The following is a 23613-nucleotide window of genomic DNA, read 5'->3' as shown; positions in this document are numbered from 1 at the left end:
ATGCGGACGACTCGGACGCTTGCGGGCGGTCGTCGCTGCGAGAGAACGCCGGGAGACCGAATGAGCAATTCTAGCGGCGATGCGGATGCCCTGATCCACATCCTCTATATCGACGACGACGAGGGGCTTGCCCTACTGATGCAGAAAAACCTGCGTGGGCGTGGCTTTTCGGTCGAGCGGGCCGAGAGCGGCGCGGCCGGCCTTGCGAGACTCGGCGAAGGCGGTATCGACGCCGTCTTGCTCGATCATATCCTGGCCGGCGAGACCGGCCTCGACATTCTGCCCTGCATCACGGCGATGCCGGATCATCCGCCGGTGATCTATGCGACGGGTTCGGACGATACCAGCATCGCGGTCGCGGCGCTGAAGGCCGGCGCCGACGATTACATGCTGAAGGGGATCTCAGCCGATTATTTCGACCTGCTCGCCGCCGCCCTCGAACAGGCGCTGGAGCGGGCGCGTTTTCGCCGCGAGACGGCGCAGGCGCAGGAGGTGATCCGCCAGCAGCGCGACCTTGCCGAAATGCTGCTTACCGAAGTCAATCACCGCATCGCCAACAGCCTCGGCCTCGTCGGCGCGCTGATCCGTATGCAATCCTCGATGACCACGGATCAAGTGGCGATCGACGCGCTGCACGAAACGCAGATGCGCATCAATGCCATCGCCAGCGTGCACCGCCGGCTCTATACCAACCGCCAGGTCGGCTCGGTGCAGGTCGACGAATATCTGAACAGCTTGCTCACCGAACTCGAAACCTCGATGCGCGACGACAAGCGACCGCACCGGATCGTGCTCACCGCGCAGCCGGTCAATCTGGCGACAGACAAGGTGATCACGCTCGGGCTGATCGTCAGCGAGCTCGTCACCAATGCCTTCAAATATGCCTATCCGGACAGCGTGCCGGGCGAGATCCGCGTCATCGTCGACCAGACGGACGAGGCATTGCGTGTCATCGTCGAGGATGACGGCGCCGGTTTCGACCCATCGAGCCCGGCCAGGGGAACCGGCCTTGGTACACGCATTTTGACGGCGATGGCCGCCAGCTTGAAATCGGATTTCGCCTATGACCCCGGCCACGACGGAACCAAGGCGACGCTGGTGTTTTCGTTGCACGAGGTGAAGTAGCGTTTGACGCTGGACTCGACGATGTTTCTCTCGTTCGCCGCTATACAACAGGCCGTTTGTCCCATCTCTACAATAGTTTACCGACATCACAGCAAGGAACATGACGCTAGGGGAGGAGACATGACGACGATTCGCACACCGAAGGAAGTCTATGATTTCTGGTTCGTCAGATGCGGCCGGGAGCTGTGGTTCCGCGCGACGCCTGACCTCGACGCGGAGATCAGCACGGTTTTTCGCGATACCCATCAGGCCCTTGCCGCGGGTGTTGACGCCGAATGGCGGGCGGATGCGGAGAGCCGGCTGGCGGCTGTCATCGTGCTCGACCAGTTTCCCCGCAACATCTATCGCGGCACGGCGCTTGCCGTTGCGACCGATGGGCTGGCGCTTCGGGAAGCCAAAGTCGCGCTTGCGTCGGGCGCCGATCAGGCGGTCGAACCCGCATGCCGGACCTTTTTCTACATGCCGTTCGAACATGCCGAGGACCTTGGCGAGCAGGAGCGATCGGTGGAACTGTTCGGCGCGCTCGGCGATGCCGAATATCTCGATTATGCGATCCGCCACCGCGACGTGATCGCCACCTACGGCCGTTTTCCGCACCGCAATGTCATGCTCGGGCGGGAGTCCACGGCTGAGGAATGCGACTATCTCACCCGGCCCGATGCCGGTTTCTAAGGGTTTCCAGGGAGCTTCCGCCTTTCTGTCGCCTTTCTTTACTAAGACAAGCTGGCATTCTATTCCGACGACAACCTTTCCCGGAGGCGCTTTTGCGGCTGAGACCGATCCTGCTTCGCACCATTCTTCTGCTGACGCTGGCGGTCGCGGGCGCGCATTTCAAGGGTGTTGCGGCTTTCGCACAGGAGCCGCAGGCACCGGCGGCCGTGCAGGCGCCGCTCGCCGATACGCCGTTCGACCAGGCGACAAAGGAGATCGACAAGGCGAAGGTCCAACTGACGGCGCTTCAGGACGGCGTCAAGCAGAATGCCGACAACGACGATGCCCTGGTCGGGCTTGCGACCAAGGCCGACGAGCTCAGACGCGCCGTCATCACCATATCGGTCAATCTTAGGCCGCGTTTCGACCAGATCAAGAACCGGCTTGTCGAGATCGGCGATCCGCCGAAGGACGGACAGCCGCCGGAAGCCGAGGTCGTCACCCAGGAGCGCAACGCGCTCGCCGCCGAACGCGCGCAGATCAACGCGCTGACGGGCGATGCCGAAAACCTCTCGATCACGGTGACGAAGCTCGTCAACGAGATCACCGAGATGCGGCGGCGGCTGTTTGCCGATACGCTGCTCAGGCGCACCGAGATTTCGGTCTCGGTGCTCGACGATGCCGGCAGCGCCTTTGTGCACGAGGCCAGCGAATTCTCGCAGGCGCTGTCGAGCTGGGCCACCTTCGTCTGGAAATTCAAGCGTTTCCCGATGTTTGCCGCGATCTTCCTGTCGCTTGCCGCGGCGCTGATCCTGCTCTCCGGCAGCTACCGGCTGTTCGGCTCCTACCTGCAGCGCGACGAGGCTGTCGAGAACCCGTCCTATATCGGCCGGCTGTCGATCGCCTTCTGGTCGACGTTGATCCGCACCCTGGCGCTCTCGGTGCTGCTCGTCACCTCGTTCTTTTTCCTTAACGGGTTCAATGTGCTGAGGCCCGACATCGCACCTGTCATCGGCGCGCTGTTCGGGGCGATCGGGCTCGTCTATTTCGTCGGCCGCTTCGTCAATGCCATCTTCGCACCGCACGAACCGCGCTGGCGCCTCGTTCGGCTTTCCAATCTCGGCGCGCGCTCGATCGGCTACTGCCTGCTGGCGATGGCGATCGTCAACGCGCTTGATTATCTGTTTGGCACGATCGGCGAGGCGATGGGCTCGCCGCTGGTGCTGACCGTGGTCAGAAGCCTGATCGCCGCGCTGATCATCGGTCTGATCCTGATCGCGGTCTCCTTCGGCAAGCCGATGCTGGCCAGGAACGGCGATCCCGATGCGCCGGGAAGGCATTGGCCGCGCGGCATGGCGATCATCCTGCGGGTAGTCGGCGCCGGCCTCATCCTCACCGCGCTGACCGGTTATGTCGGGCTCGCGCGCTTCGTCGCCACGCAGCTCATCATCACCGGCGCGGTCGTCGTCACTATGTATGTCGGCCTGCTTTCCGGCAAGGCGATATCAAGGCAGGAAAGCTTCGGCGACACCTTCTTCGCAAGCTTCCTGACGCGCCGCTTCAAGCTCGGGCCGGTGGCGATCGACCAGGCCGGCCTGCTTGTCGGCCTTGCCATCTATGCGGTGGCGCTTCTCGTCGGCATCCCGCTGATCCTGCTGATGTGGGGCTTCCATGTGCAGGACCTGCAGATTCTTGCCTATAGGCTATTCACCGAGGTCAGGCTCGGCGGTATCAGCATCTCGCTGCTCGGCATCTGCACCGGCATTCTCTTGTTTGCCGGCGTCTACCTGCTGACGCGCTGGCTGCAGCGCTGGCTCGACGGTAATGTGATGGCGAGAAGCCATGTCGATCTCGGCGTGCGCAATTCGGTCAAGACGGGCATCGGCTATCTCGGCGTCGGCATCGCGGCGATCATTGGCGTTTCGGCGGCCGGCATCGATCTGTCGAGCTTCGCGCTCGTCGCCTCCGCACTTTCGGTCGGTATCGGTTTCGGCCTGCAGAACATCGTCTCCAACTTCGTCTCCGGCCTGATCCTGCTCGTCGAACGGCCGTTCAAGGTCGGCGACCATGTCGTTTCCGGCACGGCCGAAGGCATCGTCAAACGCATTTCGGTGCGCGCCACGGAGATCGAGACCTTCCGCAAGCAGTCGATCATCGTGCCGAATTCGGAGTTGATCAACGGCCTCGTCGGTAACTGGACACACCGCAACAAGATCGGTCGCTCGGAAATTCCGGTTTCCGTCGCCTACAACGCCGATCCGCAGCAGGTGATGGACATCCTGCTGGAACTGACGGCCAAGATACCGCTCGTCATGCGCAATCCGGAGCCGCATGTCGAATTCCTGCGCTTTGGGCCCTATTCGCTGGATTTCGAGCTGCGTTTCTTCCTCGCCGATATGGGTGACGGCATGGCGGTGCGCAACAATCTCAGGATCGAGATCCTTAAGCGCTTCAAGGCCGAGGGCATCGAGATCCCGCTGCCACAGACCGATCTTACCATCCATCGAGAGGCTCGTCCCGCGCTTGCCGATGCGGGCAGGGATCAACCCAACGAGCAGGAAAACTCGGCCGACACGCCCATGGAGGAGGAAGAGCAGCCGGTGCGGCAATTGCGCAGCAAGACGGCAGACGGCAATCGGAAAGGCTGAACGGGTCATTCAGCCATCATTCACAGCTATATGTGCATGATCTCCACTATCGGGATCGCTGCCGGGGGCAGCACCGATCGTTCGAGGGGAGGGCGCGCCAGCGCCGCCGCACATGATGGCAAGATTTGCCGCCGTTCTGCTTGTCCCGCTGCTTGCCGCACCCGCGGCTGAAGCGGCATCCATCACCAACACCGATCCAGCCGCCGTCGTGCTCGTCATCACCGAGAGCGGCCAGCGCGTCGAGGTTGTGGTCGATGCCGGCGCTTCGGAAAACCTCTGTGCTTCCGGCTGCTTCATGACGACGCCCGACGGCGACCGCATCGGGCTCGACGGCGGCGAGACGATCGACATCGTCAAGGGCTCGGCCGTCGTCAAGTAGCGCCTGTCCCGACTAATGCGCTCAAGCTTCTCCGGGATTGGGAACAGGTTCCGGCCGGGCAACAACCGGGCGCGTCAGCCGCGTGATGGCGAAGAATGCGGCAACGGCGACGGTGCTGAGCAATGCAGCGATCGATAGTGACCATGATACGCCGAGATAGCCCATCAGGAAGGCAAGCGCGAACGGCGCCATCGAGGAGACGACGAGACGAACCGACATGATTTGTCCTTGCCGCCGGCCGTAGCCATCGCTTCCGAAGAGCGCGAGCGGCAAGGTTCCGTAGACGATGCTGTTAAGCCCCGAGCCGAGGCCGAAGACGACGGCGAAGACCAGCGCACCAGGCACCGAGGGTGCGGTGGCGATGAGGATGACAAGGGCTGTCGGCAGCAAGATGGCGCAGATGATCGCGAGCATCACTTGCGACAAGCTCTCGCCAAAGACCATGTTGATGAGGCGGCTCAGCACCTGTGACGGGCCGAAGAGCGTTCCGACCACCACTGCCATGGCGCCGAGGCCGAGGGCCGACATCACAGGCACCATGTGAACCAGAAGCGCCGAGTTCACGAAGCTTTCCAAAGCAAAGCCTGTCACCATCAGGATAAAGGCCAGCCTGCGCACCGACGGCGGAAGGCTCGGCTCGGCGCGTTTTGCGGCCTCCTCTCCGGTCCGTCCCCTGGTTTGGCTGATGCCACGGGAGAGCCAGGCATGAATGGGAAGGCAGACAACGAGATTGAGCGCGGCGAAAATCAGATAGACGTTCTGCCATGAGAGATGCGCATGCAGCGCCGTGGTGATCGGCCAGAAAATGGTTGAGGCGAAGCCGGCGATTAGGGTCAGATAGGTGATGCTGCGCTGGGCGACCTGCGGCCTGATCTGCACGAGCAGGGCGAAGGCTGCGCCATATTGCACCAGGTTCGAGGCGATCTCGATGCCGATCAATGCCGCGACGAAAGCGATCTTTCCCGGCGCGAAGGCGCAGGCGACGAGGGCGGCGGCGGCAATCGCCGAGCCCGACGTCATGATCCTGCCTGCGCCGAAGCGATCAATCCACGTGCCCATGAGAGGTGCGGCCAGACCGCCGATCAGAAGGGCCACAGAGAGCGCGCCGAAGATCCATTCAGATGACCAGCCCAAATCACGGGCCATGTCGGGGGCGAGGATGCTGAAGCTGTAATAGAGCGATCCATAACCGATGATCTGCGTCAGCCCGAGCGCGGCAATGGCCGCTACCGGTGGTCGTTCGGTGCTGATTGTCATAGGGATCTGAGGCTCACGCGCTGTTCGAGCTTTTCGGCTTCTTCCTTCCTCTCGCTGTAGCGGTCGGTCAGATAGTTCGAGGCATCACGGGTCAGCAGCGTGAACTTCACCAGTTCCTCGCAGACGTCGACGACGCGGTCGTAATAGGACGAGGGTTTCATACGGCCGTCCGCGTCGAATTCTTGGAAAGCTTTTGCAACCGAGGACTGATTGGGAATTGCGATCATCCGCATCCATCGTCCAAGGATGCGGAGCTGGCTTACCGCATTGAAGGACTGGGAGCCGCCAGAGACCTGCATCACCGCCAGCGTCTTGCCTTGCGTCGGCCGAACAGAGCCGACCGACAATGGAATCCAGTCGATCTGCGCTTTCATGATGCCGGTCATCGCGCCATGACGTTCGGGGCTGACCCACACCTGGCCTTCAGACCATGCCGACCATTCGCGCAACTCCTGAACTTTCGGGTGGCTCGCCGGCGCCGCATCAGGCAGCGGCAGACCTTCCGGATTGAAGATGCGCACTTCGCAGCCGAAATATTCGAGCAGCCGCGCGGCCTCCTGTGCGAGGAAGCGGCTGTAGGACACTGCTCGCAACGAGCCATAAAGGATCAGGATGCGCGGCTTGTGCGTCGAGAACGCCGGCCTGAGCGCGTCCATATCCGGTTGACGCAGATGCATCGGTGATATGGCAGGCAAATCAGACAATGCGCTTGCCTCCGGCATCGAGCACCTTCTCGCCGTCTTCCTTGGTGAAGGCGCCCTGATGCGTTTCCGGCAGGATTTCGAGAACAAGTTCCGAGGGCCGCGACAGACGCGTGCCGAGCGGCGTGATGACGAAGGGCCGGTTGATCAGGATCGGGTTTTTCAGCATCGCGTCCAGCAATTGCTCGTCGGTAAGATCAGGGTTGTCGAGGCCGAGCTCCGCATAGGGCGTGCCCTTTTCGCGGATCGCCTCGCGAACGCTCAAACCGGCATCCGCAATCACCTTGATTAGCTGGTCGCGCGACGGCGAGTTTTTCAGATATTCGATAACGTTGGGCTCAATGCCGGCGTTCTGGATCATCGCAAGCGTGTTGCGCGAGGTGCCGCATTCGGGGTTGTGATAGATCGTAACATCTATGGTCATGAGGCGGATTCCGTCTTGGTGAGAGTTTCAGGATCGCGGGCTTCCATCAGCAGCCATCCCGCAAGCATCAGCGCCAGCAAGGCGCCGAGGACTTCAGCGGCGATAAACCCCGGTAGATCGATCGGGCGGATGCCGGAAAAGGTGTGCGTCAGCGATCGAGCAATCGCGACGGCGGGATTGGCAAAGGACGTGGAGGCGGTGAACCAGTAGGCGGCGGTGATATAAAGGCCGACCAGCCATGCCACGGCATCGGCGCGAAAGCGCACACCGGCTAAGATGACGAAGACGAGGCCGAAGGTTGCCGTCACTTCAGAGAGCCATTGCGCGCCGCCGGTGCGCACGGTTTCCGAGGCCTGCAGCACGGGGAGGGCGAACATCGCATGAGCGAGCATCGTTCCGGCAATGCCGCCGACGATCTGCGCGGCGATATAGGGGGGAACGGAGGAGGCAGGCAGTTCGCGCCGGAGCGCAAACACCAGCGACACGACCGGATTGAAATGAGCCCCGGAAATCGGGCCTAAGATCGTAATCAGGACGACGAGGATTGCCCCCGTTGCCAGCGTATTGCCGAGCAGCGCAAGCGCCGTATCGTCCGTCAGGCTATCCGCCATGATGCCCGAGCCGACGACGGTTGCTACGAGCAGCAGCGTGCCGAGCGCTTCGGCGACCAGTCGTCGAGACGGGGGAAACATCGGCGCGCTCATGCCGGCAGGCTCCGGACCATCAGGGCGGCCGATGCCGGGCACAGGCTTGCGGCCTGCCGCGTCGTCAGGATCTCGGCCGGCGCTTCATCGCGGGCGATCGGACGAAAGCCGAGCGATTGAAAGAAGGAGGCGGCTGTTTCTGTCAACAGATAGGCGGCAGTGGCGCCTTTCCTTTGTGCCTGATCGAGCAGGCTAAGGGTGATCGCATGGCCGAAGCCAAAGCCTTGCTGATCGGACAGCACGACAATGGAACGCAGGAGTACAGTCTCGCCATAGAGTTCCAGCCCGCCGAAGCCGACCGTCTCGCCGCCACGTGAAAACCGATAGAAGCTTCGGCCGGCGTTTGTGAGGTCATCGACCGGAAGCCCGGCGCCTGCGAGCGCGCCGCGAAGTCTGTCGTCGTGCCCTTCCAAGGCCTGCTGGTTCAAATCGAAACCCATCAGCTCGCCTTGGGCTGTTTAATGCTGGCGCCTTCCATGGTGCCGATCTGGCGCAGGTGCGATTCCAGGGCGAGCTTGTCGATCGAGGAAAGAGGCAGGCTCAAAAAGGCGCTGATCCGGTTCTTGAGGAAGCGGGCGGCCTGCGCGAAAGCGCGGCCTTTGTCGACTTCGCTGCCCTCGACGACAGCCGGGTCCTCGACGCCCCAATGGGCGGTCATCGGATGACCGATCCAGACGGGACAAGCCTCGCCGGCAGCGCTGTCGCAAACCGTAAAGATGAAGTCCATCTCCGGAGCGCCCGGCTCGGCGAATTCGTCCCAGCTCTTTGAACGGAGGCCGACTGTTGGGTAGCCCTGCGCCGCAAGCTCCTTCAGCGCATAGGGATTGACTTCACCCTTCGGCTGGCTGCCGGCCGAATAGGCCTTGAATCGACCCTTGCCTTCGGTCTCAAGGATGGATTCAGCCAAGATCGAGCGGGCAGAATTGCCCGTGCAGAGAAAGAGCACATTGTAAATGCGGTCAGGGGTCATTGCAATTTCTCCTTCATTTTAGGGGCGCAGCAGGCCGCGACCTCCGCGGCAGGTGCGCAGATTTCCGGATGCCCGGAACAGCAATCTTCCATCAGAAAGCGAACCAAGCCACCAAGTGCCTCGTAGTTCGCGGTGTAAATGATCGATCGGGATTCACGCTGTTGCGCGATCAACCCCGACCGTTCCAGCTCTTTCAGATGGAAGGAGATATTAGAGGGCGAGACCTCCGCCTTCTCAGCGATCGCGCCTGCCGCCATGCCGTCGGGACCCGAAACCACGAGCATGCGGACGATGTGAAGGCGGGTTTCCTGCGAGAGCGCGCCGAATGCGATGAGGGCTTGACGTTGATCCATATTTCAATAATCCTTGAATCATTGAAACGAGGTTTAGCGCAAATGAACGTCATCGACAACAGCAAAATTCAAGAGAACGAAATCGATCTCGGCCTGCTGCTCAGTGTGCTTACCGGCGCCAAGGATTCTCCGCTGATTTTCTATTACGACGGCAAGGCGGTAAAGCCTGGCTATCATGTCACCGAGGTCAAGGCGGGCCAATTCTCGGCGTTGGATTGCGGCGCCAATCCTGAAGCGTGGGCGGAAATCTTCATCCAGCTCTGGGATATCGAGGAAGGCGACCGCACGCATATGCCGGCCGGCAAGTTCCATGCAATCATCCGCAAGGTTTCCGATCATGTGCAACTGGATGGTTCGGCGAAGCTGACCTTCGAAGTCAGCGACGGCGTGCGGCCAATGCAGCTTTATTGCGCAGCGATGCCGGTTCTCCGTGCCGGCGCCGTCCATGTTGCGCTTTCGCCGCGGCCGTCAAGCTGCAAGCCGCGCGACCGATGGCTGGCAGAGGAGAACAGCAAGGCGGCGGCCTGCTGTGGGCCGCAAGCGGCAGCGAGCGGCTGCTGCGCGTAACGACACATAAGAACGCGCGGCAGGGCAGGTGGCAGAGAGATCGGGATCGTATTGACTGACCACCAGTCAGTGATGTAGATGGAGGCTGCCGGTTTGATGCCGGCGCCACCCGTTTCATGCCCGGAGATTGCCATGAGCGCGCAGACCCTGTTGAACTCTCTGTTCCAATACAAAGCCAGCGTCGACGACGAGCTACTCGATGCCTTGAACGCGCTCGGCGTGGAGGCGCGATCCGATGAGTTCCGATCGGCCCTTCGCGTGTTCAATCACGCCCATCTCGTCGATCGCATCTTCACCGCCAATCTTCAACGGCTGGATCACTCCTATGCGGCGAGCTGGAGCAGCGAAGCGCCGCCCTTGGCACAGTTGTCCTCCGATATCCGGGATACGGATCGTTGGTATATCGATTATACCTCGCGTATAACGCCCGAGGAAATGGAGGAGGTCGTCGACTTCACCTTCACCGATGGCGGACGCGGGCGCATGTCCCGCGAGGAGATGCTGGCCCATGTGGTGACGCATGCCGGCTATCATCGCGGTGAAGTCGGTCGCCTGCTGCCTGATATCGAGAGCACCGCAATGCGCGACGTGTTTACCGGCTACCTGCACAGGACCGATCCCGCGCGCCGTCAATGAGAGTGGACCAGTCTTGCCGCCGGCCAATCCTGTTTCAAAACCGAGAACCAAGCCACCCGAAGAACGGCGCGACGAGCTGATGACCGCGGCTGAGCGGCTGTTTCTGGAAAAGGGCCTGGAGCAGACCACGATCGAGGAGATCACGACCGGGGCGGGGGTCGCCAAGGGCACCTTCTACCTGCACTTTTCCTCGAAGGCCGATGTTCTCCAGGCGCTGCGCGCCCGCTTCTTGCAGGGCGTGCTGGATGGCATCGTCGCGGCGGTCGAAGGACTGCGGTATGAGGATTGGCGCGGGAAGCTGGCGGCCTGGTCGACGGCATGCGCCACTGGCTATCTCGACGCGGCTGGGCTGCATCATCTCGCCTTCGTGGCGGCTCCTCCTGCAACGCGGGAGGGGCTTTCGCGCAACATCCTGATCGACCATCTGAACGAATTGCTTGCCGCTGGTGCTGGCGAGAATGCCTGGTCGGTCAGTGATCCCCGCTTTACGGCGGTGTTTCTGTTCAACGCCCTGCACGGTGTGGTCAATCAGCCCGGCATCGGTGAGACGCCCGCGGCCCGCGCCGAATTGCTGCGGGGGCTTGAGGGGCATTTCCTACGTGGGCTGGGATTGCCGTCAGGCATTGATTGAGAGCTGGGCATCCCACCATCTGAGCACCCGCATCGCCCGGAGCGTGATCCACCGCGAGGGCTTGCCTTGCCCGTCATCGACCTCGAACCACACTCGACCGGCAGGGCTGTTGTCGAGCGGCAGCTGCCGTCCTGCAAGCGTCTGGACCGAAGGTGGTCGATTGCCTCACCGAGGCGCGGATCGGGGTCGGCGCCGGTCAGGATTGCGCTGGCGCGGAAATAGTCGAGCGCGCGCAAAATGTCGTAGCGCCACCGGTTCGGATGTAGGAAGTGCAGGAAGCGTTCGTCGGCCGGCTCGCCGGTGCCAAGGCGGCGGAAGAGGTTGCGGGCCAGCAGAAACTCCTCACCCGTCCTGCGCGCCTCTCGAGACCGATGCGTGCCGCCGGTCGATCTCTGGTATTCCAGCAAACCTTCCAGCACATTGATGGTGCTGGCGAAAGACGAGCGGACGGAGCCATTGATCCGCTCGCAGTTCCAGCCACCGTCGTCGAGACGCTCGCCGGCCAGCCTGTCGACGATGGGCGAGACGTCGATCCCCAAATAGGCGCCATCGGCAACGGTGCGGCCGTTGATGCACTCCTCTACTTCGCCTTCCCAGTAGGGCTGGCCGCCTTCTTCCCAACGGGCGTTGGCGCCGATCAATTTGACGGCGCGCCTGGCGCAATCGCAGGCGGGATCGAGACCGAACTCGCGCAATTGCGACAGCGAGAAGGTCGTGGCCGTCCACGGCTGGCCACGCTGCTTCCACTCGCGCGGGTCGAAACCGGCGGGCAGGAAGGCGCCGCCTGCCCATTGCCCGTCCTCATCCTGGCAGGAGAGCAGCCTGGCGCCCCAGCCCTCGGTCTCGACTTTGGCCCGCTCAGTCATCCACTCCCGCTCCGGAGCATCGAGCAGGTCGCGCATCACCTGCCATCGGATCGACGGGTCGGAGTCGAGAAGCCATTCGATCACCGTGTCGGATTGGATCATGGGCGAACCTGTCGGCGGGTCGGGGTCGATGGCTCGTTTATAATCGCTTCGGCCGAGCGGTGCCAGCCGGGTGGGCTCGTCGGCGGCCGGCTTACGCCAAGGAAGGCACGAAGCTGAAGATCAAAACCTCGGTTCGACCTATAATGCGACGGTTGTCGGCGAAAGCCTTTTCGATGCCGAGAATGCGGCGCTTCGCGCCCGATTTCTTAATCATATCCGCAAAGAAGTCGGAGGCGGCTCGATCGGGCCGCCTCTTCATTTATATCCAGGCGCGCCGATTAATAATTACTCAAATCAATTGATGTATCAGTTTGATCCGGGGACAGATTTTACATCAAAGGTTTGCTATGGCGTTTCTAGGTATTTCGGGGATGCAATATTCCGGGGAAATGTTTGCGGGTGCGCGCATTATTGTCGCGGAAGATTCCAACGTATTCACCTCGATGATCAGCAAACGTCTGAAGGAGCTGTTCGACATCGATGTCGAGATCTGCCGCAACTTCGAGGATCTGCAGGTTTCCTACGACAAGTCTTCCGATCCGATCACGCTGGCGATCTCGAATATCAACCTGCCCGGCGCCGAAAACGGCGAAGCGCTCGAATATCTGGTCGATCTCTCCATCCCGACCATCGTCTTCACCGGCACATTCCATGAAAACATGCGCGACAAGCTGATGGCCAAGGATATCGTCGACTATATCCTCAAGGACAATATCTTCGCCGTCGACCTGCTGGCGGAATCGATATGCCGCTTCCTCACCAATCATCGCCACCACGTGCTGATCGTCGACGATAGCGCGACTGCGCGCGCCCTGCTGTCGAGCCGGCTGAAGCGCTACAATTTCCGTGTCAGCGTCGCCGAGAGTGGCGGCAAGGCGCTGGAGATCCTGAAGGCCAACCGCGATATCGGCCTTGTCATCACCGACTACAACATGCCCGACATCGATGGCTTCGAACTGACGCGGCGCATCCGCGCCAGTATCGGCTCGCACGAGCTGCGCATCATCGGCGTTTCCTCCTCCTCGAACCGGCTGCTTTCGGCGCGATTCCTGAAGGCCGGCGGCAATGATTTCATGCTGCGTCCTTTCATCGACGAGGAGTTCTACTGCCGCGTCAACCAGAACCTCGATACGTTGCTGCAAATTCAATCGATGCGCAAGGAACGGGCGGTTGCCTGACGGCCCTTCCAGTATCGGTGTCGCCAGGGGGGCGGAAATGACGGTCGGGGACAGTCGTCGAATTTTTGCAATTACAAGTAACAGCGCCATTATTTGTCCCCTTCACGCGCACAGGTCTCTCGGTTATCGTCCCCACCGGGGAGAGGGCCGAGTCGTGCCCGTCAGGCGCATGGGGGAATAGCGGCTGTGGCTTTTCAAGCGGATTTTCTGCGGGATGGCATCGGGTTACGCTCCGGCGGGCTCAAAATACTTCTGGTTGAAGATTCCCGGATGTTTTCCGCGGTGCTCTGTCACCGGTTCCAGACGGAGCTCGGCCTTGCCGTCAAATCCTGCCCGTCGCTGAAGGCTCTTCGCAAGGAACTTGCCGACGACGCTCACGGGTACACCATGGCCGTCGTCGATCTCAACCTGCCGGATTCGCCCTATGGCGAAGCGCTCGACTGCACGATCGAGCACGATATCCCGGCGATCGTCTTCACCGCGACATTCGATCTCAACACGCGCAACAAGATCATGGAGCGCAATGTCATCGATTACGTGCTGAAGGACAATGAATTCGCGCTCGACAATCTGGTCGCCACCGTCCGGCGGGCGATCTCCAACCGCAAGACACGGGTGCTCGTCGTTGACGATGTCGTCTCGGCGCGCCAAGTGCTCGTCGATCTCCTGAAGGCACAGCAATATCTCGTCGTCGAGGCAAATTCGGGGCTCGAGGCGCTGGCGGCGCTCGAGGCCTACAGCGATATCGAGCTCGTCGTCACCGACCATCACATGCCCGATATGAGCGGCTACGAGCTGACGCGGCGCATCCGCCATCGTTTCGGTTCGGACAGGCTGCGTGTCATCGGCGTTTCCTCCTCCAACGACCGCATGCTTTCGGCGAGTTTCCTCAAGGCCGGCGCCAGCGATTTCGTCTACCGGCCCTTCGTCGCCGAGGAGCTGCAATGCCGCATCGCCAACAATGCCGAAACGCTGGCGCAGATGCGGCAGCTGAGGGCAGCGGCGGCCTGCGACTATCTGACCGGTCTCTATAACCGCCGCTATTTCTACGACAACGGCCCGAAGCTGGTGAACGAGTGCCTGCGGCTGAAGGTGCCGAGCTCGGTCGCCATTCTCGATATCGACCATTTCAAGCGGCTGAACGATACCTATGGCCACGAGATCGGCGACAAGGTGCTGAAGGCTGTCGCAAACAGGCTGTTTACGATCTTCGAGGGAAGCGACAATCTTCTCTCGCGGCTCGGGGGTGAGGAATTCGCCATCCTCTTCCCGCAGATGGATTCTGCAGCCGCAACCAAGCTCTGCGACGAGATCCGCTCGGACATTTCGCGGCTGAAGGTCACGGCCGACGACGAGGAACTCGGCGTCACGATTTCGATCGGCATCGCCGAAATCGCCGGTTACGAAACCTTCGAGAACTACCTCAACGCCGCCGATCAGTTTCTCTACATGGCCAAACACAGGGGCCGCAACCAGGTCTATTCCGACGCCAAGATGACGGAAGAGGCGGCGCAATAGCGCCTCTGGGGCGAGGCCAAGCCGCCGCCCTTAATCTCAGGCGGCGACGATCCTTTCGCATCAGGTGAGATCAGCTTTTAATGTCTCAAGCGGCGACGGGCCGTCTTATTGTCTCAAGCGGCAACGGCCTGGCGAGCGGTCGCCATCGTCATCTTGCGCTCGGCGCGCTCCTGCTGCGGTGAGCGATGGTAGAGTTCGCGATAACACTTGGAGAAGTGCGAGGCCGAGACGAAGCCGCAGGCGACGGCGACCTCGACGACGGGCATCGACGACTGCACCAGAAGGTGGCGCGCGCGGTCGAGGCGGATTTCCAGATAGTAGCGGGCCGGCGAACGGCCCATCTCCTGGCGGAACAGCCGTTCGATCTGGCGGCGCGAGAGGCCGGCGCCGTCGGCGATCTCGATCAACGAGAGCGGCTCGGCGAGATTGCCTTCCATCAGCTCGATGATCGACAGCACCTTGGCATTCTGCACACCGAGACGGGCGCGCAGCGGCAGACGCTGGCGGTCGTGCGGGTTGCGCACGCGGTCGGTCAGGTGCTGCTCGCAGATGCGGTTAACAAGGCTTTCGCCAAAGTCCTCGCCGACGAGGTTCAGCATCATGTCGAGCGAGGCGGTGCCGCCGGCGCAGGTGTAGAGATTGCCGTCGATCTCGTAGAGATCTGCATAGACTTCCGCCTGCGGGAAGGCTTCCGAAAAGCCCGGCAGGTTTTCCCAGTGGATGGCGCAGCGCTTGCCGTTCAGGAGGCCGGCCTGGGCAAGCACATGCGCGCCCGTACAGAGGCTGCCGACGGCGACGCCGCGATTGTAGCATTCACGCAGCCAGGCATTGACCGACTTGTTGTTGAACTGCTCGACATCGATGCCGGAACAGACAAGCACCATGCCCGGCCGGTTTTCGCCGCCGAGATGACGGCGCTCCTCGGCAAGCGAGGAATTTGCCTCGACGCCGATGCCGCAGGAGGAATAGACCTTTTCTCCATCGACGGAGGTCAGCCGCCAGGTATAGGCCTGATAGCCGAGCATGCGATTGGCGATGCGCAAGGTGTCCACGGCCGCCGAAAAGGGCAGCATGGTGAATTGCGGTACCATAAAGAAGACTACCGAACGCTTCTTGATCTGCATCCTGTTCATAGCGAAATCCATGCTCGAGGGGCGATGACACATTCGTTGCGCGGAATGCGTCGCGCCGATGTCCTGAAAGCGACACTGGCATGGAAAAATGCGGCCGGGAAGAGCAAATATGCGACATCGCCGGCGATTTGGCCGATCAAACCGTGGGAACGGCTGCGGGCAATGCAAAAGAGAGGCTCATAGGCGACTGAAATTCAATGTTGAAAATGGCTTAGGAATGGACGATCAGGCCACGAAAAAGGCGGCGTTGCACGAGGCAGGCGCCGCCCTTATCTTGGGAGGAATGTCGCATTCATTACATGGTCCGGTGTTTGTTGTCGTCCGTGCTCGGCCAGCCGATGTCCTTGCGAATGTCGAAGGGCATGGCTTCGATTTCACGGGCCGTCTGCCAGCGCGTCCAGGCGAGCACAAGCTTGCGGGCATAATGTGCCAGGTCGAAGCGGCTTTCGCTGGAGGTGAGGGACTTACCACCACCGCGATAGGTGAGAGTGGTCATTTTCCGGTTCCTTTCTAGGGTCTGGGGCATGGTCGTCAATGGGAGGTTCGTCCATGTCCATGATCCTAATATGGGCCTTGAAAACTCATCATTCAAACGAATAGATCTTATGGATAACATCAGAGATATTGAATGATCGTTGCGTGCCCGCCGGCCGTCTGTGGCACCTTTGCAGCCTGGCATCGAGCTTAATCCCCCGGCTTTCCGTGCAGGGGGATCGCAAATCTGCAGCTAAATATGATGCCGAAATGCGTGAGAGGTTTCGGACGACATCACGCTCTATTTCTTTGATTTAGAATCCCGGTTCAAACTTTAGGCCGGTCCGGCCTAAAATTGTCGGATCTAGTGTGCAGCGGCCGGGGTGATGATCCCGAGATTGCCAAGCCCGACGACGATCAGCTGGACTGCGACTGCGGTCAGCAGAATGCCGAAGACGACCTCCGAGACGATCATGGTAACTGGCTTCATACGCTTGGCGAGCTTGTCGATGTTGGTGAACACCAGATAGTCCAACGCGCCGACGATCAGGATCAGGCCGATGACGAGTATCGCGCTGGCGATCGAGACGACTTCGCCCGACGCGATGATGATGACCGTAATGCCGACAGGATTGAGCAGGTATGGGACCGCAAGCGGAAATACGGCCAGCTTGTCCGGATCGACTGGCGCCGCAATGTCGTCATGCGGCTTTTCTGTCGGTCCTGATGCCATCTTGATGGCGATCAGCGCGAGGATGATACCGCCGGCGACGGCGACGGCGCCGCCCGTGATGTGGAGAAGCCGCATCAGCAGAGCGCCGGTGGCAAAAAGGATCAGTGCCGTGACAACGGCGATCATAACCATCTGGCGGCCGATGCGCACTTTGGTTTCGGTATCGAAGGCGTGGGTCTTTTCCAGAAACGGCACCAGGGCAATCTTCGGCCCCATGCCGATCAGAAGCAGCAGCAGAAGTTTTCCGACGAGTGCGGCATCGATGACTGTGAAATCCATGGAACGTGCCCTCTAAATTTGTGACGCGGAAATCGAGACCCTCCCCGCCCGGGGGAGGATAGTGACGAAGAGAACCAAACGAACTCGCCAGTTTTTCTGCGAGCACTCAGCGCGGGCATACGTCCCAGAAGCCCGTCGTCTTGGCGGGCGAGGTGTAATACCAGCATTGACCGGATTGCGGCGGCGTGCCTGCCAGTGAAACGGCCGCAGCTCCGGCGACGAAGCCGATGGCAGCACCCGCGGCGATGGCGGTCCCCGGACGCCAGTAGCGGCGAGGGGTGACGACCACGACACCGCGCCGGACGGGCGGGCGAACGACGGGAGCGGTTCGGCGTCCGACCGCAGCGCATCCGCGTGGTCCGCAGGCTGCAGCGCCGCAGCCTCTCGGACCACATGCCGCCACGCCACGACGGGCGGCTTCGGCCGTTGCGGGAACGAGGACGGGCGCGCTGACCGTCATCATGACGGCAAGTGTCGCAAGCATGTGCGATAGGATGACCAGGATCTTCATTTCATTTCCTCCCATTGCTCTCGTGTTTCGTTTCATTGCCTAAAAGCGCCGGCCTCAGGCCGGGCCCGCAGCGGTGGCCGCGTTGTGAGCGGCGAGCGTCTGCTGGGCAGCGGCTGCAATAGCGTCGTCCCTGCCGCCCGAGACCTGGACAGTCGGCACGGCGAGCTTAATGCCGTTTTCGTTGAACGCCTCATGGATCATCCGCAGGGCCCGCCGCTTCAGCGTGAACTGCTGGCCCGGAAGCGTCATGACCTTCATCCGCAGGAGCAGGCCTGAGTCGCCGAGGCTGTCTATCCCCTGCATCTTCAACGGCTCGATCGTCGTCGGTTTGAACTCCGGATCCTCGAACAGTTCCAGGCCGATCTTCTTGATGATCTTGCGGGCCTTCTCGATGTCGGAATCGTAAGTGATGGTGATCGTCATCTTCTCGATCGCCCAGTCGCGGCTCATGTTCTGGACTGCTCCAAGCTCGCTGAAGGGCACGATGTAGACCGCGCCGCGCTGGTGCCGGAGCTTGATGGATCGCAGGCTGAAGGACTCGACGGTGCCCTTGTAGCTGCCGCTTTGGATATACTCTCCCACTCTGAAGGCGTCATCGAGCAGGTAGAACATCCCGCTGATCACGTCCTTGACAACAGTCTGCGCCCCGAAGCCGATCGCGACGCCAACCACGCCGGCGCCTGCGATCAGCGGACCGATTTCGACCCCCAGCGATGACAGTGCCATCATGATTGCGACGGCACTGAAGAGGATCATCAGGAAATTGCGAAGGATCGGTAGGAGTGTTCTGAGACGCGTGCGCCGCCGCTCTCGTTCGCTACCGACTTCCAGGACGGCCTCGGTGTCGCCGAGCTTGCGATCGATCAGCACTTTCACGACGCTCCAGGCAAGATCGACGACCAGAAGAATGATCCCGGCGCTGAGGAGGCCACGCACGAGGCGTAGAAGCGGCGAATCCTGCATCGTCATTTGCGTCAGCCTGATATCGAGCGCATCGGCAAGCAGGATGATGGCGCCGACGATCAGCGCCGCCCTGATGCCGCGCTCGACGATCACCGAGACGACGGTGCCTTTCTTGTGGCCGTCCTCTTCGTCCGTGGAAGAGCGCAGAATATTGTTGACCGACGCCTTGGTGAGGGCGATGGCACCGGGCAGGGCGGCGCAGACCACGGCGATCCAGAACAGTCTCATGGCGCCGACCACCCACAACAGCCAGACGGCAACGAAATAGACTGTCCAGAGCCAGTTCCGCGTCCGCAGGCCGATCCGGCTCGCTTGACCGGCAGCCAATTGAAACGGCCGTCTCCAGACGGCTTCGATACCGATGAAAAGCAGCACGAGGCCGAGAGAATAGGCGGCGAGCTGTCGGGCCGGGACCGAAAAGCCGAGAGTACCGAGCAGGCGGATGCTCACCCAGCCAAAGGCATACCAGCCGACGAGATAGCCCAGGCGTTTTGCCCAGTGGCCGGCGGTATCGCTTGTGATCGGGACGACACGAAATCCACCCCCTTCCTCCGCCCGCGGCGCCAGGAACACGTCGAAAAGCGCGCTCGCCAGACGGAAGACGACAATTGCGAAGAGGTACCCGACGACGATCTCCCTGATGACTGGCGGCCATTGGAACAGCAGGAAGAAGCCAATGCTGCCGAGACCGAACGAAAGGACGTAACATGCCGCCCACAGAAGCCTCGCAGTCAATGCGGTCACTCTTTCCAGAACCGTCGCATAGGGTGCACGTGCCATCCATGAGCGCCAGCCGGCGCTGATCCACCAGAACAGCCATTGCGCGGCCAGCCCGACGGCGACGAAGGCCGCGACCAGGAAGATCGGCCGCGTCCCGCCGTTCGCCTGGACGTCCTGGTCGAGTATGGCCGCACCACGCATCATCTCCGAAGGAAAGGACTGGATAGCCCCGAGAAGGTTGGAAGCGTGGACACGGAACCGCATCGTGAATTCCGAGAATGAGGGCTCGGCGTTCGGCGTTGCGACGGGTGGTTCCGTTACTGCCTTTGCTGCTTCCGATTGCTGCTGCAGGAAGCGCTGGACGTCAGGATCAGAAAACATGCCGATAAAGCGCTGGACACTTTCAGGCTGTGGGCTCGCAGGCGTGGCGCTCTGCGCCACGGCACTGGAGGCACAAAGGAGAATGGACGCCAGGATGGCCCCGGCGAGAAGCGGTCTAACCATGCGGATCTTGGAAAGTGGTAGCATCGTCTATCCTGATCTCGATGAAGCTGTTCCGTCTGCCGGTTGCTGACGCGCTATTGCCTGCATGTCTCCTTCGATCGACCTGCGGCAGTGCACTCGGATGCCTTCGGCTGCCTACCCACGGGACCCGTGAGGCCGCTGACCTGGCCGGCGTAATTATCTCTGGTATCCGCATCGACGACCGCGACCGGGGCGGCCAGGATCAGGCCGGCTGCACTGCCCGCCGCCGCCGCCGTGCTCGTCGTCGCGGCGAGGATCTTATCCCCGAGCCCGACCTTGCTGTCGGTCAGCGTCTGGCCGTCGGAAATCCGCGCGCCGATGAGCTGAACGACCTCGGGCGATTCCGCAAATTTTCCGTGGTTCAGCCTGTCGCCCGCCTTGACCTTGGTGAGGTCGATGACTGTGATCTGGCTGTCGGCCAGTTCCTTCTTGAAGGGGGCCTGCTCGGGATCGATGGCGCCGAGTCTGGCGACGTCGCCCCATACCCTGCGCGATACCGCGAGCGCGCGATCGTCTCGCGAAACGAACAAGGTGAACTTCGGATGCTGCTTGCCCATGTCGACGATCTGCTGGCGGAAGACATCGACATCCACGTCGGGCGAGGCCAGCATGACATTCTCGAATTTGGCAGGGAGGCGGCCGTTGCGGATCGCCATCTGCCGAAGCGCTTCCAGCGCCAGCCAGTTCCCCATCGAATGCGCCAGGATCGAGACTTCCTTCACCTCTGGATCCTTCGCGAGATACTGGAAGAGCATCTCCAATGCGTTGCGCGTGTAGTTGGTGCTCTCCCTGTCATAGCCATATGCGAGCAGACTTCCGCGCGACGGCCACGTCACCAGCACGGGCGCACTGTGGACGCCAGAATCCTTGACGATCTGAGCGAAGCGATAGACGGAATCTTCGAAACGGTTGTTGAAGCCATGGATGAACACCAGCACGCTGCGGTCGCGGCTCTTCCTGACAGAGGCGCTCAGCCATTTCTTGGCGTCGTCGCGCGTGATCTCCTCGGCTTTCAAGGTTGCGAAGTCCGTTGCCGGATTGGATGGAAGCCTTTTCGGCCAGGCGACTTCGCCGATCTTGCGGACGTTCGCAGGCGGGATGGATACGGTGATGTCGGCAAAGGCCGGGGCGAGTGCGCGTTCGCCCGTGAACATTTCGCCTTGGATCGTGGAGCGGCTGCGCGTCGTGGTCACGAGCATGGCGACCTTGGTGGCGTTCGGCGCGCTATCGGCAACCGGGATGAGCACGTTCTTCGGGTGGCCTCCGCATCCGGCCAATGCGCAGAGCAGCAGCAGAGCCGATATCCATTTCAAACCCAGAGCATTACCTAGTTTCTCCGAGCCACGGAAATGCTCTGTCTTTTTGTTTTCACGCAATTCCGGACGCAAAACCGCTGCGCACTTTTGCTGGAATTGCGCTAGGGAAGGGCTTGGTTGAATTCGGCCGTCAAGACATTTTGCTGTGCTCACTGGCGTTCCTCATAGCCCTGTCAAGTTTGTACGGGCCTCGACGCCGCACGCCGCGGCGGTCGAAGTCGGCACTGAGGTCAGACTATGCGAAGACGAGATGGCGTGCCCGTATGATCGGGTATGTTACGGTCGGGGAGACAGTATCAGCGAGGTTGCAGGTCCGAGGTGGCGGCAGTCGACGCAATTGCGTCGGGATCGGGCACCGTCATCCCCGCTTTGCGAAGTCCTTCGATCAGACGATCGCGATCTTCGGGCTGCATGTTGCGCATTGCGAGTTCCGTTACAATGTTCGGCAGGAAGTCTGGTCGCATGCCGACGAACACCTGTCCTTCCCGGCGGGCGTCGTCCATCATGCCAGCTTCTGCGTAGATGATGGCGGCAACAACATGGAAGAGAGGGAACTTCTGCATGTTCGCCTGCCTGATCTCCAGCACGGCGGTGTGGTTGTCGCGGAGCATGTAGGCGGCCAGGGCTCGCGTTCCGTGGTAGAAGCCGCCGCTGCCTGGATTGAGCGCGATGGCCTGGTCCAGCAGGCTTGCTCCACGTTGCCACTGGCCAGCGATCGCAAGCCGCGTTCCGAACTCGCCCATCAGTTCGGTGTCATTGGGATTGGTGGCGAGCGCCTGCTCGCCCACACGAAGTGATTCAGCCAGCTGCCTGTCGAAGAACAGCGCCGTCATCAGTGCTTGAAGTCCGCGCGTATTGTTCGGATCGATCTGGGTTGCGCGCCTGGCGGCATCGAGTGCACGCTGTATGGCTGAATCCTGGCCTGGTGTCGGATTGAACTTGTACCGGTCCTCATCGAGATAGACGATCGACAGCATTGCCCAGGCGGTCGCATAGCTCGGAAACCGCGCGACCGCAGCTTCTAGGCAATCCCGGACGCGCGCATGCGCTTCGGCGCTCAGTTCCGAACGATAGGCATAGAAGCGCAACGTGCACTCATACGCGCCGAGGTCGTCCGGCGGCGGACCGGCGGAGTCGATCTGTGCCATGACCCCGTAGGGTTGGGCGATGGCGGTCGCGACCTTTCTGGCGACATCCGTCTGGATCGCAAACAGGTCTCCCGATGCGAGATCATTGTCATAGTTCTCCGACCAGAGGATCTCGCCGTCCGAGGTATCGAGCAGTCTCGCCGTCACACGAAGACGCTTGCCCGACGTGCGTACCCCGCCGGCAAGGAGGTAGCGTGCGCCGAATTCGGCCCGAATCTCCGATGCGTCCACATCGGCGGGGAGGGACTTGGACGTTTCGCGGCCGAAGACCTTGATCTCCTTGAACCGTGGCAGGATGGTCATCAGTTCCTCGGTCAGGCCAGCCGTGTAGAGCTGTGCCTCCGGCCCTTCGCCGAGATTGGCAAAGGGAGCGACCACGAGGGCCGGACGATCGGGCGACAGGCTTGCAACGCGTTCGAGCGACGGAGCGGGAGATCGCGTCCCGATCCAATAGAGCGAAATAGTCACCGCAGCGAGCGCAGCAGCACCCGGCAACAACACCCGCCTTGCGCGCCACCAGCCTCCGGGGCGGACCTCAGAGGGCGATGTTTCGCCAGCGTCTTCGTCTCCAATTTCGGCTGACTCCGGACAGGACCAGGCGAAGGTTGGAACATATCCGCCTTTGGGGATGTCGATCCTGACAGGGTCATGCTGCCCGGCGACGAGATAATAGCGCTCGAGCGACCGCCGCAGCCGTCCGGCCTCGATCCTGACCACCGGATCGTCCTGGGTGAAGCCGGGATCCCGGCCGAACACCTCGATCGCGATCGAATAGGCTTTGATCCGGTTGTCCCGACCCTCGAGGGTTTCCGAGACGACATAGCGGAGAAACGCTGCCGCGCGACCGACGCCCGGAAATTCAGGGCTGGAGACGACACGTTCCAGTTGCTCGCTGATATCGTCGGCTTGAGGCGCCGGCCTTGAAGAAATGGGTGCAGCAGACCCCTCTGCTGGTATCGATGTCTGCATGTCTGTCCCCAATCCCCCGTGGAGTCACATCGCTGCCAGACCGTATGTTACGGTAACATACTCCACGAACCGATCGTCGTCCATGAAGATCGGGATCTGGCACACGTTGCAGTGGCGACGTCTCGAATGCCG

23 protein-coding genes and 1 pseudogene are annotated in these 23613 nt (G+C 61.4%); 9 read left to right on the top strand and 15 right to left on the bottom strand.

Annotated features, from left to right (window positions below):
- Positions 1 to 60: 60 nt before the first annotated feature.
- The 4 genes from ACM5SV_RS30210 (at position 61) to ACM5SV_RS30195 (ending at position 4803) form a co-directional block, all read left to right on the top strand.
- Complete coding sequence (locus tag ACM5SV_RS30210; RefSeq protein ID WP_012757887.1) at positions 61 to 1125, top strand: sensor histidine kinase; 1065 nt, start codon at positions 61 to 63, stop codon at positions 1123 to 1125.
- 120 nt (positions 1126 to 1245) lie between these two features.
- Entirely contained in the window at positions 1246 to 1797 is a 552-nt protein-coding gene (locus ACM5SV_RS30205) for a DUF924 family protein (protein WP_012757886.1), read from the top strand.
- A 92-nt stretch (positions 1798 to 1889) separates the two neighbouring features.
- On the top strand, positions 1890 to 4424 hold the full coding sequence (locus ACM5SV_RS30200) for a mechanosensitive ion channel family protein (RefSeq protein ID WP_222014967.1): 2535 nt from the start codon (positions 1890 to 1892) through the stop codon (positions 4422 to 4424).
- Positions 4425 to 4536: 112 nt separating this feature from the next.
- Entirely contained in the window at positions 4537 to 4803 is a 267-nt protein-coding gene (locus ACM5SV_RS30195) for a hypothetical protein (protein WP_017994411.1), read from the top strand.
- Between the two features lie 21 nt (positions 4804 to 4824).
- Here the strand turns inward: ACM5SV_RS30195 and arsK are convergent, their stop codons facing one another.
- From arsK to ACM5SV_RS30160, 7 genes are read right to left on the bottom strand one after another with little or no spacing between them, the layout of a single operon-like run.
- Positions 4825 to 6060, bottom strand: coding sequence for an arsenite efflux MFS transporter ArsK (gene arsK / locus ACM5SV_RS30190; protein WP_012757883.1), 1236 nt, complete (start codon positions 6058 to 6060; stop codon positions 4825 to 4827).
- Complete coding sequence (arsH, locus tag ACM5SV_RS30185) at positions 6057 to 6782, bottom strand: arsenical resistance protein ArsH (RefSeq protein WP_012757882.1); 726 nt, start codon at positions 6780 to 6782, stop codon at positions 6057 to 6059. The genes arsK and arsH overlap by 4 nt, the downstream gene beginning before the upstream one ends.
- Positions 6757 to 7185 carry an arsenate reductase (glutaredoxin) gene (arsC, locus tag ACM5SV_RS30180; RefSeq protein WP_012757881.1) on the bottom strand — a complete coding sequence of 143 codons (429 nt, stop codon included), beginning with the start codon at positions 7183 to 7185 and terminating at the stop codon, positions 6757 to 6759. Before arsC ends, arsH begins: the two co-directional genes overlap by 26 nt.
- Complete coding sequence (locus tag ACM5SV_RS30175) at positions 7182 to 7889, bottom strand: aquaporin (protein ID WP_012757880.1); 708 nt, start codon at positions 7887 to 7889, stop codon at positions 7182 to 7184. Before ACM5SV_RS30175 ends, arsC begins: the two co-directional genes overlap by 4 nt.
- Positions 7886 to 8329 (bottom strand): arsenic resistance N-acetyltransferase ArsN2, encoded by a 444-nt coding sequence (gene arsN2, locus ACM5SV_RS30170; RefSeq protein WP_222014958.1) that lies wholly within the window; start codon positions 8327 to 8329, stop codon positions 7886 to 7888. The genes ACM5SV_RS30175 and arsN2 overlap by 4 nt, the downstream gene beginning before the upstream one ends.
- Positions 8329 to 8859 carry an arsenate reductase ArsC gene (locus ACM5SV_RS30165; RefSeq protein ID WP_017994410.1) on the bottom strand — a complete coding sequence of 177 codons (531 nt, stop codon included), beginning with the start codon at positions 8857 to 8859 and terminating at the stop codon, positions 8329 to 8331. Before ACM5SV_RS30165 ends, arsN2 begins: the two co-directional genes overlap by 1 nt.
- A complete protein-coding gene (locus ACM5SV_RS30160) occupies positions 8856 to 9212 on the bottom strand; it encodes an ArsR/SmtB family transcription factor (RefSeq protein ID WP_012757878.1) in 357 nt (118 codons plus the stop codon). The genes ACM5SV_RS30165 and ACM5SV_RS30160 overlap by 4 nt, the downstream gene beginning before the upstream one ends.
- A gap of 42 nt (positions 9213 to 9254) precedes the next feature.
- Between ACM5SV_RS30160 and ACM5SV_RS30155 the strand changes: the two genes are divergently transcribed.
- The 3 genes from ACM5SV_RS30155 (at position 9255) to ACM5SV_RS30145 (ending at position 11046) form a co-directional block, all read left to right on the top strand.
- A complete protein-coding gene (locus ACM5SV_RS30155; protein WP_017994409.1) occupies positions 9255 to 9779 on the top strand; it encodes a DUF6428 family protein in 525 nt (174 codons plus the stop codon).
- Positions 9780 to 9911: 132 nt separating this feature from the next.
- On the top strand, positions 9912 to 10415 hold the full coding sequence (locus tag ACM5SV_RS30150) for a DinB family protein (protein WP_017994408.1): 504 nt from the start codon (positions 9912 to 9914) through the stop codon (positions 10413 to 10415).
- The gene (locus ACM5SV_RS30145; protein WP_313903244.1) at positions 10300 to 11046 is read left to right on the top strand and encodes a TetR/AcrR family transcriptional regulator; all 747 of its coding nucleotides are present in this window, start codon (positions 10300 to 10302) and stop codon (positions 11044 to 11046) included. The genes ACM5SV_RS30150 and ACM5SV_RS30145 overlap by 116 nt, the downstream gene beginning before the upstream one ends.
- Here the strand turns inward: ACM5SV_RS30145 and ACM5SV_RS30140 are convergent.
- Positions 11032 to 12014: pseudogene (locus ACM5SV_RS30140) on the bottom strand (squalene cyclase). The gene ACM5SV_RS30145 and the pseudogene ACM5SV_RS30140 sit on opposite strands and share 15 nt — an antisense overlap.
- A 347-nt stretch (positions 12015 to 12361) precedes the next feature.
- Here ACM5SV_RS30140 and ACM5SV_RS30135 point away from each other — a divergent pair.
- Both ACM5SV_RS30135 and ACM5SV_RS30130 read left to right on the top strand, forming a co-directional pair.
- Positions 12362 to 13192: a response regulator gene (locus ACM5SV_RS30135; protein WP_012757872.1), complete on the top strand. Its 831-nt coding sequence runs from the start codon at positions 12362 to 12364 to the stop codon at positions 13190 to 13192.
- 186 nt (positions 13193 to 13378) lie between these two features.
- A complete protein-coding gene (locus ACM5SV_RS30130) occupies positions 13379 to 14710 on the top strand; it encodes a diguanylate cyclase (protein ID WP_017994403.1) in 1332 nt (443 codons plus the stop codon).
- A gap of 113 nt (positions 14711 to 14823) precedes the next feature.
- Here the strand turns inward: ACM5SV_RS30130 and ACM5SV_RS30125 are convergent, their stop codons facing one another.
- The 7 genes from ACM5SV_RS30125 to ACM5SV_RS30095 all read right to left on the bottom strand — a co-directional run bounded on the left by ACM5SV_RS30125 (position 14824) and on the right by ACM5SV_RS30095 (position 23481).
- The gene (locus ACM5SV_RS30125) at positions 14824 to 15843 is read right to left on the bottom strand and encodes a GlxA family transcriptional regulator (protein WP_003540607.1); all 1020 of its coding nucleotides are present in this window, start codon (positions 15841 to 15843) and stop codon (positions 14824 to 14826) included.
- A gap of 295 nt (positions 15844 to 16138) precedes the next feature.
- Positions 16139 to 16339: a hypothetical protein gene (locus ACM5SV_RS30120; protein WP_026157393.1), complete on the bottom strand. Its 201-nt coding sequence runs from the start codon at positions 16337 to 16339 to the stop codon at positions 16139 to 16141.
- Positions 16340 to 16681: 342 nt separating this feature from the next.
- Positions 16682 to 17329, bottom strand: coding sequence for a MarC family protein (locus ACM5SV_RS30115; RefSeq protein ID WP_017994400.1), 648 nt, complete (start codon positions 17327 to 17329; stop codon positions 16682 to 16684).
- A 106-nt stretch (positions 17330 to 17435) separates the two neighbouring features.
- Positions 17436 to 17840: a hypothetical protein gene (locus ACM5SV_RS30110; protein WP_017994399.1), complete on the bottom strand. Its 405-nt coding sequence runs from the start codon at positions 17838 to 17840 to the stop codon at positions 17436 to 17438.
- A gap of 54 nt (positions 17841 to 17894) precedes the next feature.
- A complete protein-coding gene (locus ACM5SV_RS30105) occupies positions 17895 to 20051 on the bottom strand; it encodes a mechanosensitive ion channel family protein (RefSeq protein ID WP_017994398.1) in 2157 nt (718 codons plus the stop codon).
- Positions 20052 to 20101: 50 nt separating this feature from the next.
- Positions 20102 to 21517 carry an alpha/beta hydrolase gene (locus tag ACM5SV_RS30100; RefSeq protein ID WP_113545862.1) on the bottom strand — a complete coding sequence of 472 codons (1416 nt, stop codon included), beginning with the start codon at positions 21515 to 21517 and terminating at the stop codon, positions 20102 to 20104.
- A gap of 143 nt (positions 21518 to 21660) precedes the next feature.
- Complete coding sequence (locus tag ACM5SV_RS30095) at positions 21661 to 23481, bottom strand: adenylate cyclase (protein ID WP_222014954.1); 1821 nt, start codon at positions 23479 to 23481, stop codon at positions 21661 to 21663.
- Positions 23482 to 23613: the final 132 nt, after the last annotated feature.

Source organism: Rhizobium sp. CRRU65 (genome assembly GCF_048551595.1).
Lineage (GTDB): Bacteria > Pseudomonadota > Alphaproteobacteria > Rhizobiales > Rhizobiaceae > Rhizobium > Rhizobium leguminosarum_J.
The sequence above is the reverse complement of the archived record's forward strand: the minus strand, read 5'-3'. Positions and strand labels throughout refer to the sequence as shown.

Excerpts from the sequence above, each read along its gene's own strand:
- ACM5SV_RS30160 (WP_012757878.1), bottom strand. The coding sequence starts at position 9,212 with ATGGATCAACGTCAAGCCCTCATCGCATTCGGCGCGCTCTCGCAGGAA.
- ACM5SV_RS30115 (WP_017994400.1), bottom strand. The coding sequence starts at position 17,329 with ATGGATTTCACAGTCATCGATGCCGCACTCGTCGGAAAACTTCTGCTG.
- ACM5SV_RS30150 (WP_017994408.1), top strand. The coding sequence starts at position 9,912 with ATGAGCGCGCAGACCCTGTTGAACTCTCTGTTCCAATACAAAGCCAGC.
- ACM5SV_RS30195 (WP_017994411.1), top strand. The coding sequence starts at position 4,537 with ATGATGGCAAGATTTGCCGCCGTTCTGCTTGTCCCGCTGCTTGCCGCA.
- ACM5SV_RS30120 (WP_026157393.1), bottom strand. The coding sequence starts at position 16,339 with ATGACCACTCTCACCTATCGCGGTGGTGGTAAGTCCCTCACCTCCAGC.
- ACM5SV_RS30135 (WP_012757872.1), top strand. The coding sequence starts at position 12,362 with ATGGCGTTTCTAGGTATTTCGGGGATGCAATATTCCGGGGAAATGTTT.
- arsN2 (WP_222014958.1), bottom strand. The coding sequence starts at position 8,329 with ATGGGTTTCGATTTGAACCAGCAGGCCTTGGAAGGGCACGACGACAGA.
- arsH (WP_012757882.1), bottom strand. The coding sequence starts at position 6,782 with ATGCCGGAGGCAAGCGCATTGTCTGATTTGCCTGCCATATCACCGATG.
- arsK (WP_012757883.1), bottom strand. The coding sequence starts at position 6,060 with ATGACAATCAGCACCGAACGACCACCGGTAGCGGCCATTGCCGCGCTC.
- ACM5SV_RS30175 (WP_012757880.1), bottom strand. The coding sequence starts at position 7,889 with ATGAGCGCGCCGATGTTTCCCCCGTCTCGACGACTGGTCGCCGAAGCG.
- ACM5SV_RS30155 (WP_017994409.1), top strand. The coding sequence starts at position 9,255 with ATGAACGTCATCGACAACAGCAAAATTCAAGAGAACGAAATCGATCTC.
- ACM5SV_RS30165 (WP_017994410.1), bottom strand. The coding sequence starts at position 8,859 with ATGACCCCTGACCGCATTTACAATGTGCTCTTTCTCTGCACGGGCAAT.
- ACM5SV_RS30145 (WP_313903244.1), top strand. The coding sequence starts at position 10,300 with ATGCCGGCTATCATCGCGGTGAAGTCGGTCGCCTGCTGCCTGATATCG.
- arsC (WP_012757881.1), bottom strand. The coding sequence starts at position 7,185 with ATGACCATAGATGTTACGATCTATCACAACCCCGAATGCGGCACCTCG.
- ACM5SV_RS30110 (WP_017994399.1), bottom strand. The coding sequence starts at position 17,840 with ATGAAGATCCTGGTCATCCTATCGCACATGCTTGCGACACTTGCCGTC.
- ACM5SV_RS30210 (WP_012757887.1), top strand. The coding sequence starts at position 61 with ATGAGCAATTCTAGCGGCGATGCGGATGCCCTGATCCACATCCTCTAT.
- ACM5SV_RS30205 (WP_012757886.1), top strand. The coding sequence starts at position 1,246 with ATGACGACGATTCGCACACCGAAGGAAGTCTATGATTTCTGGTTCGTC.
- ACM5SV_RS30095 (WP_222014954.1), bottom strand. The coding sequence starts at position 23,481 with ATGCAGACATCGATACCAGCAGAGGGGTCTGCTGCACCCATTTCTTCA.
- ACM5SV_RS30125 (WP_003540607.1), bottom strand. The coding sequence starts at position 15,843 with ATGAACAGGATGCAGATCAAGAAGCGTTCGGTAGTCTTCTTTATGGTA.
- ACM5SV_RS30105 (WP_017994398.1), bottom strand. The coding sequence starts at position 20,051 with ATGCTACCACTTTCCAAGATCCGCATGGTTAGACCGCTTCTCGCCGGG.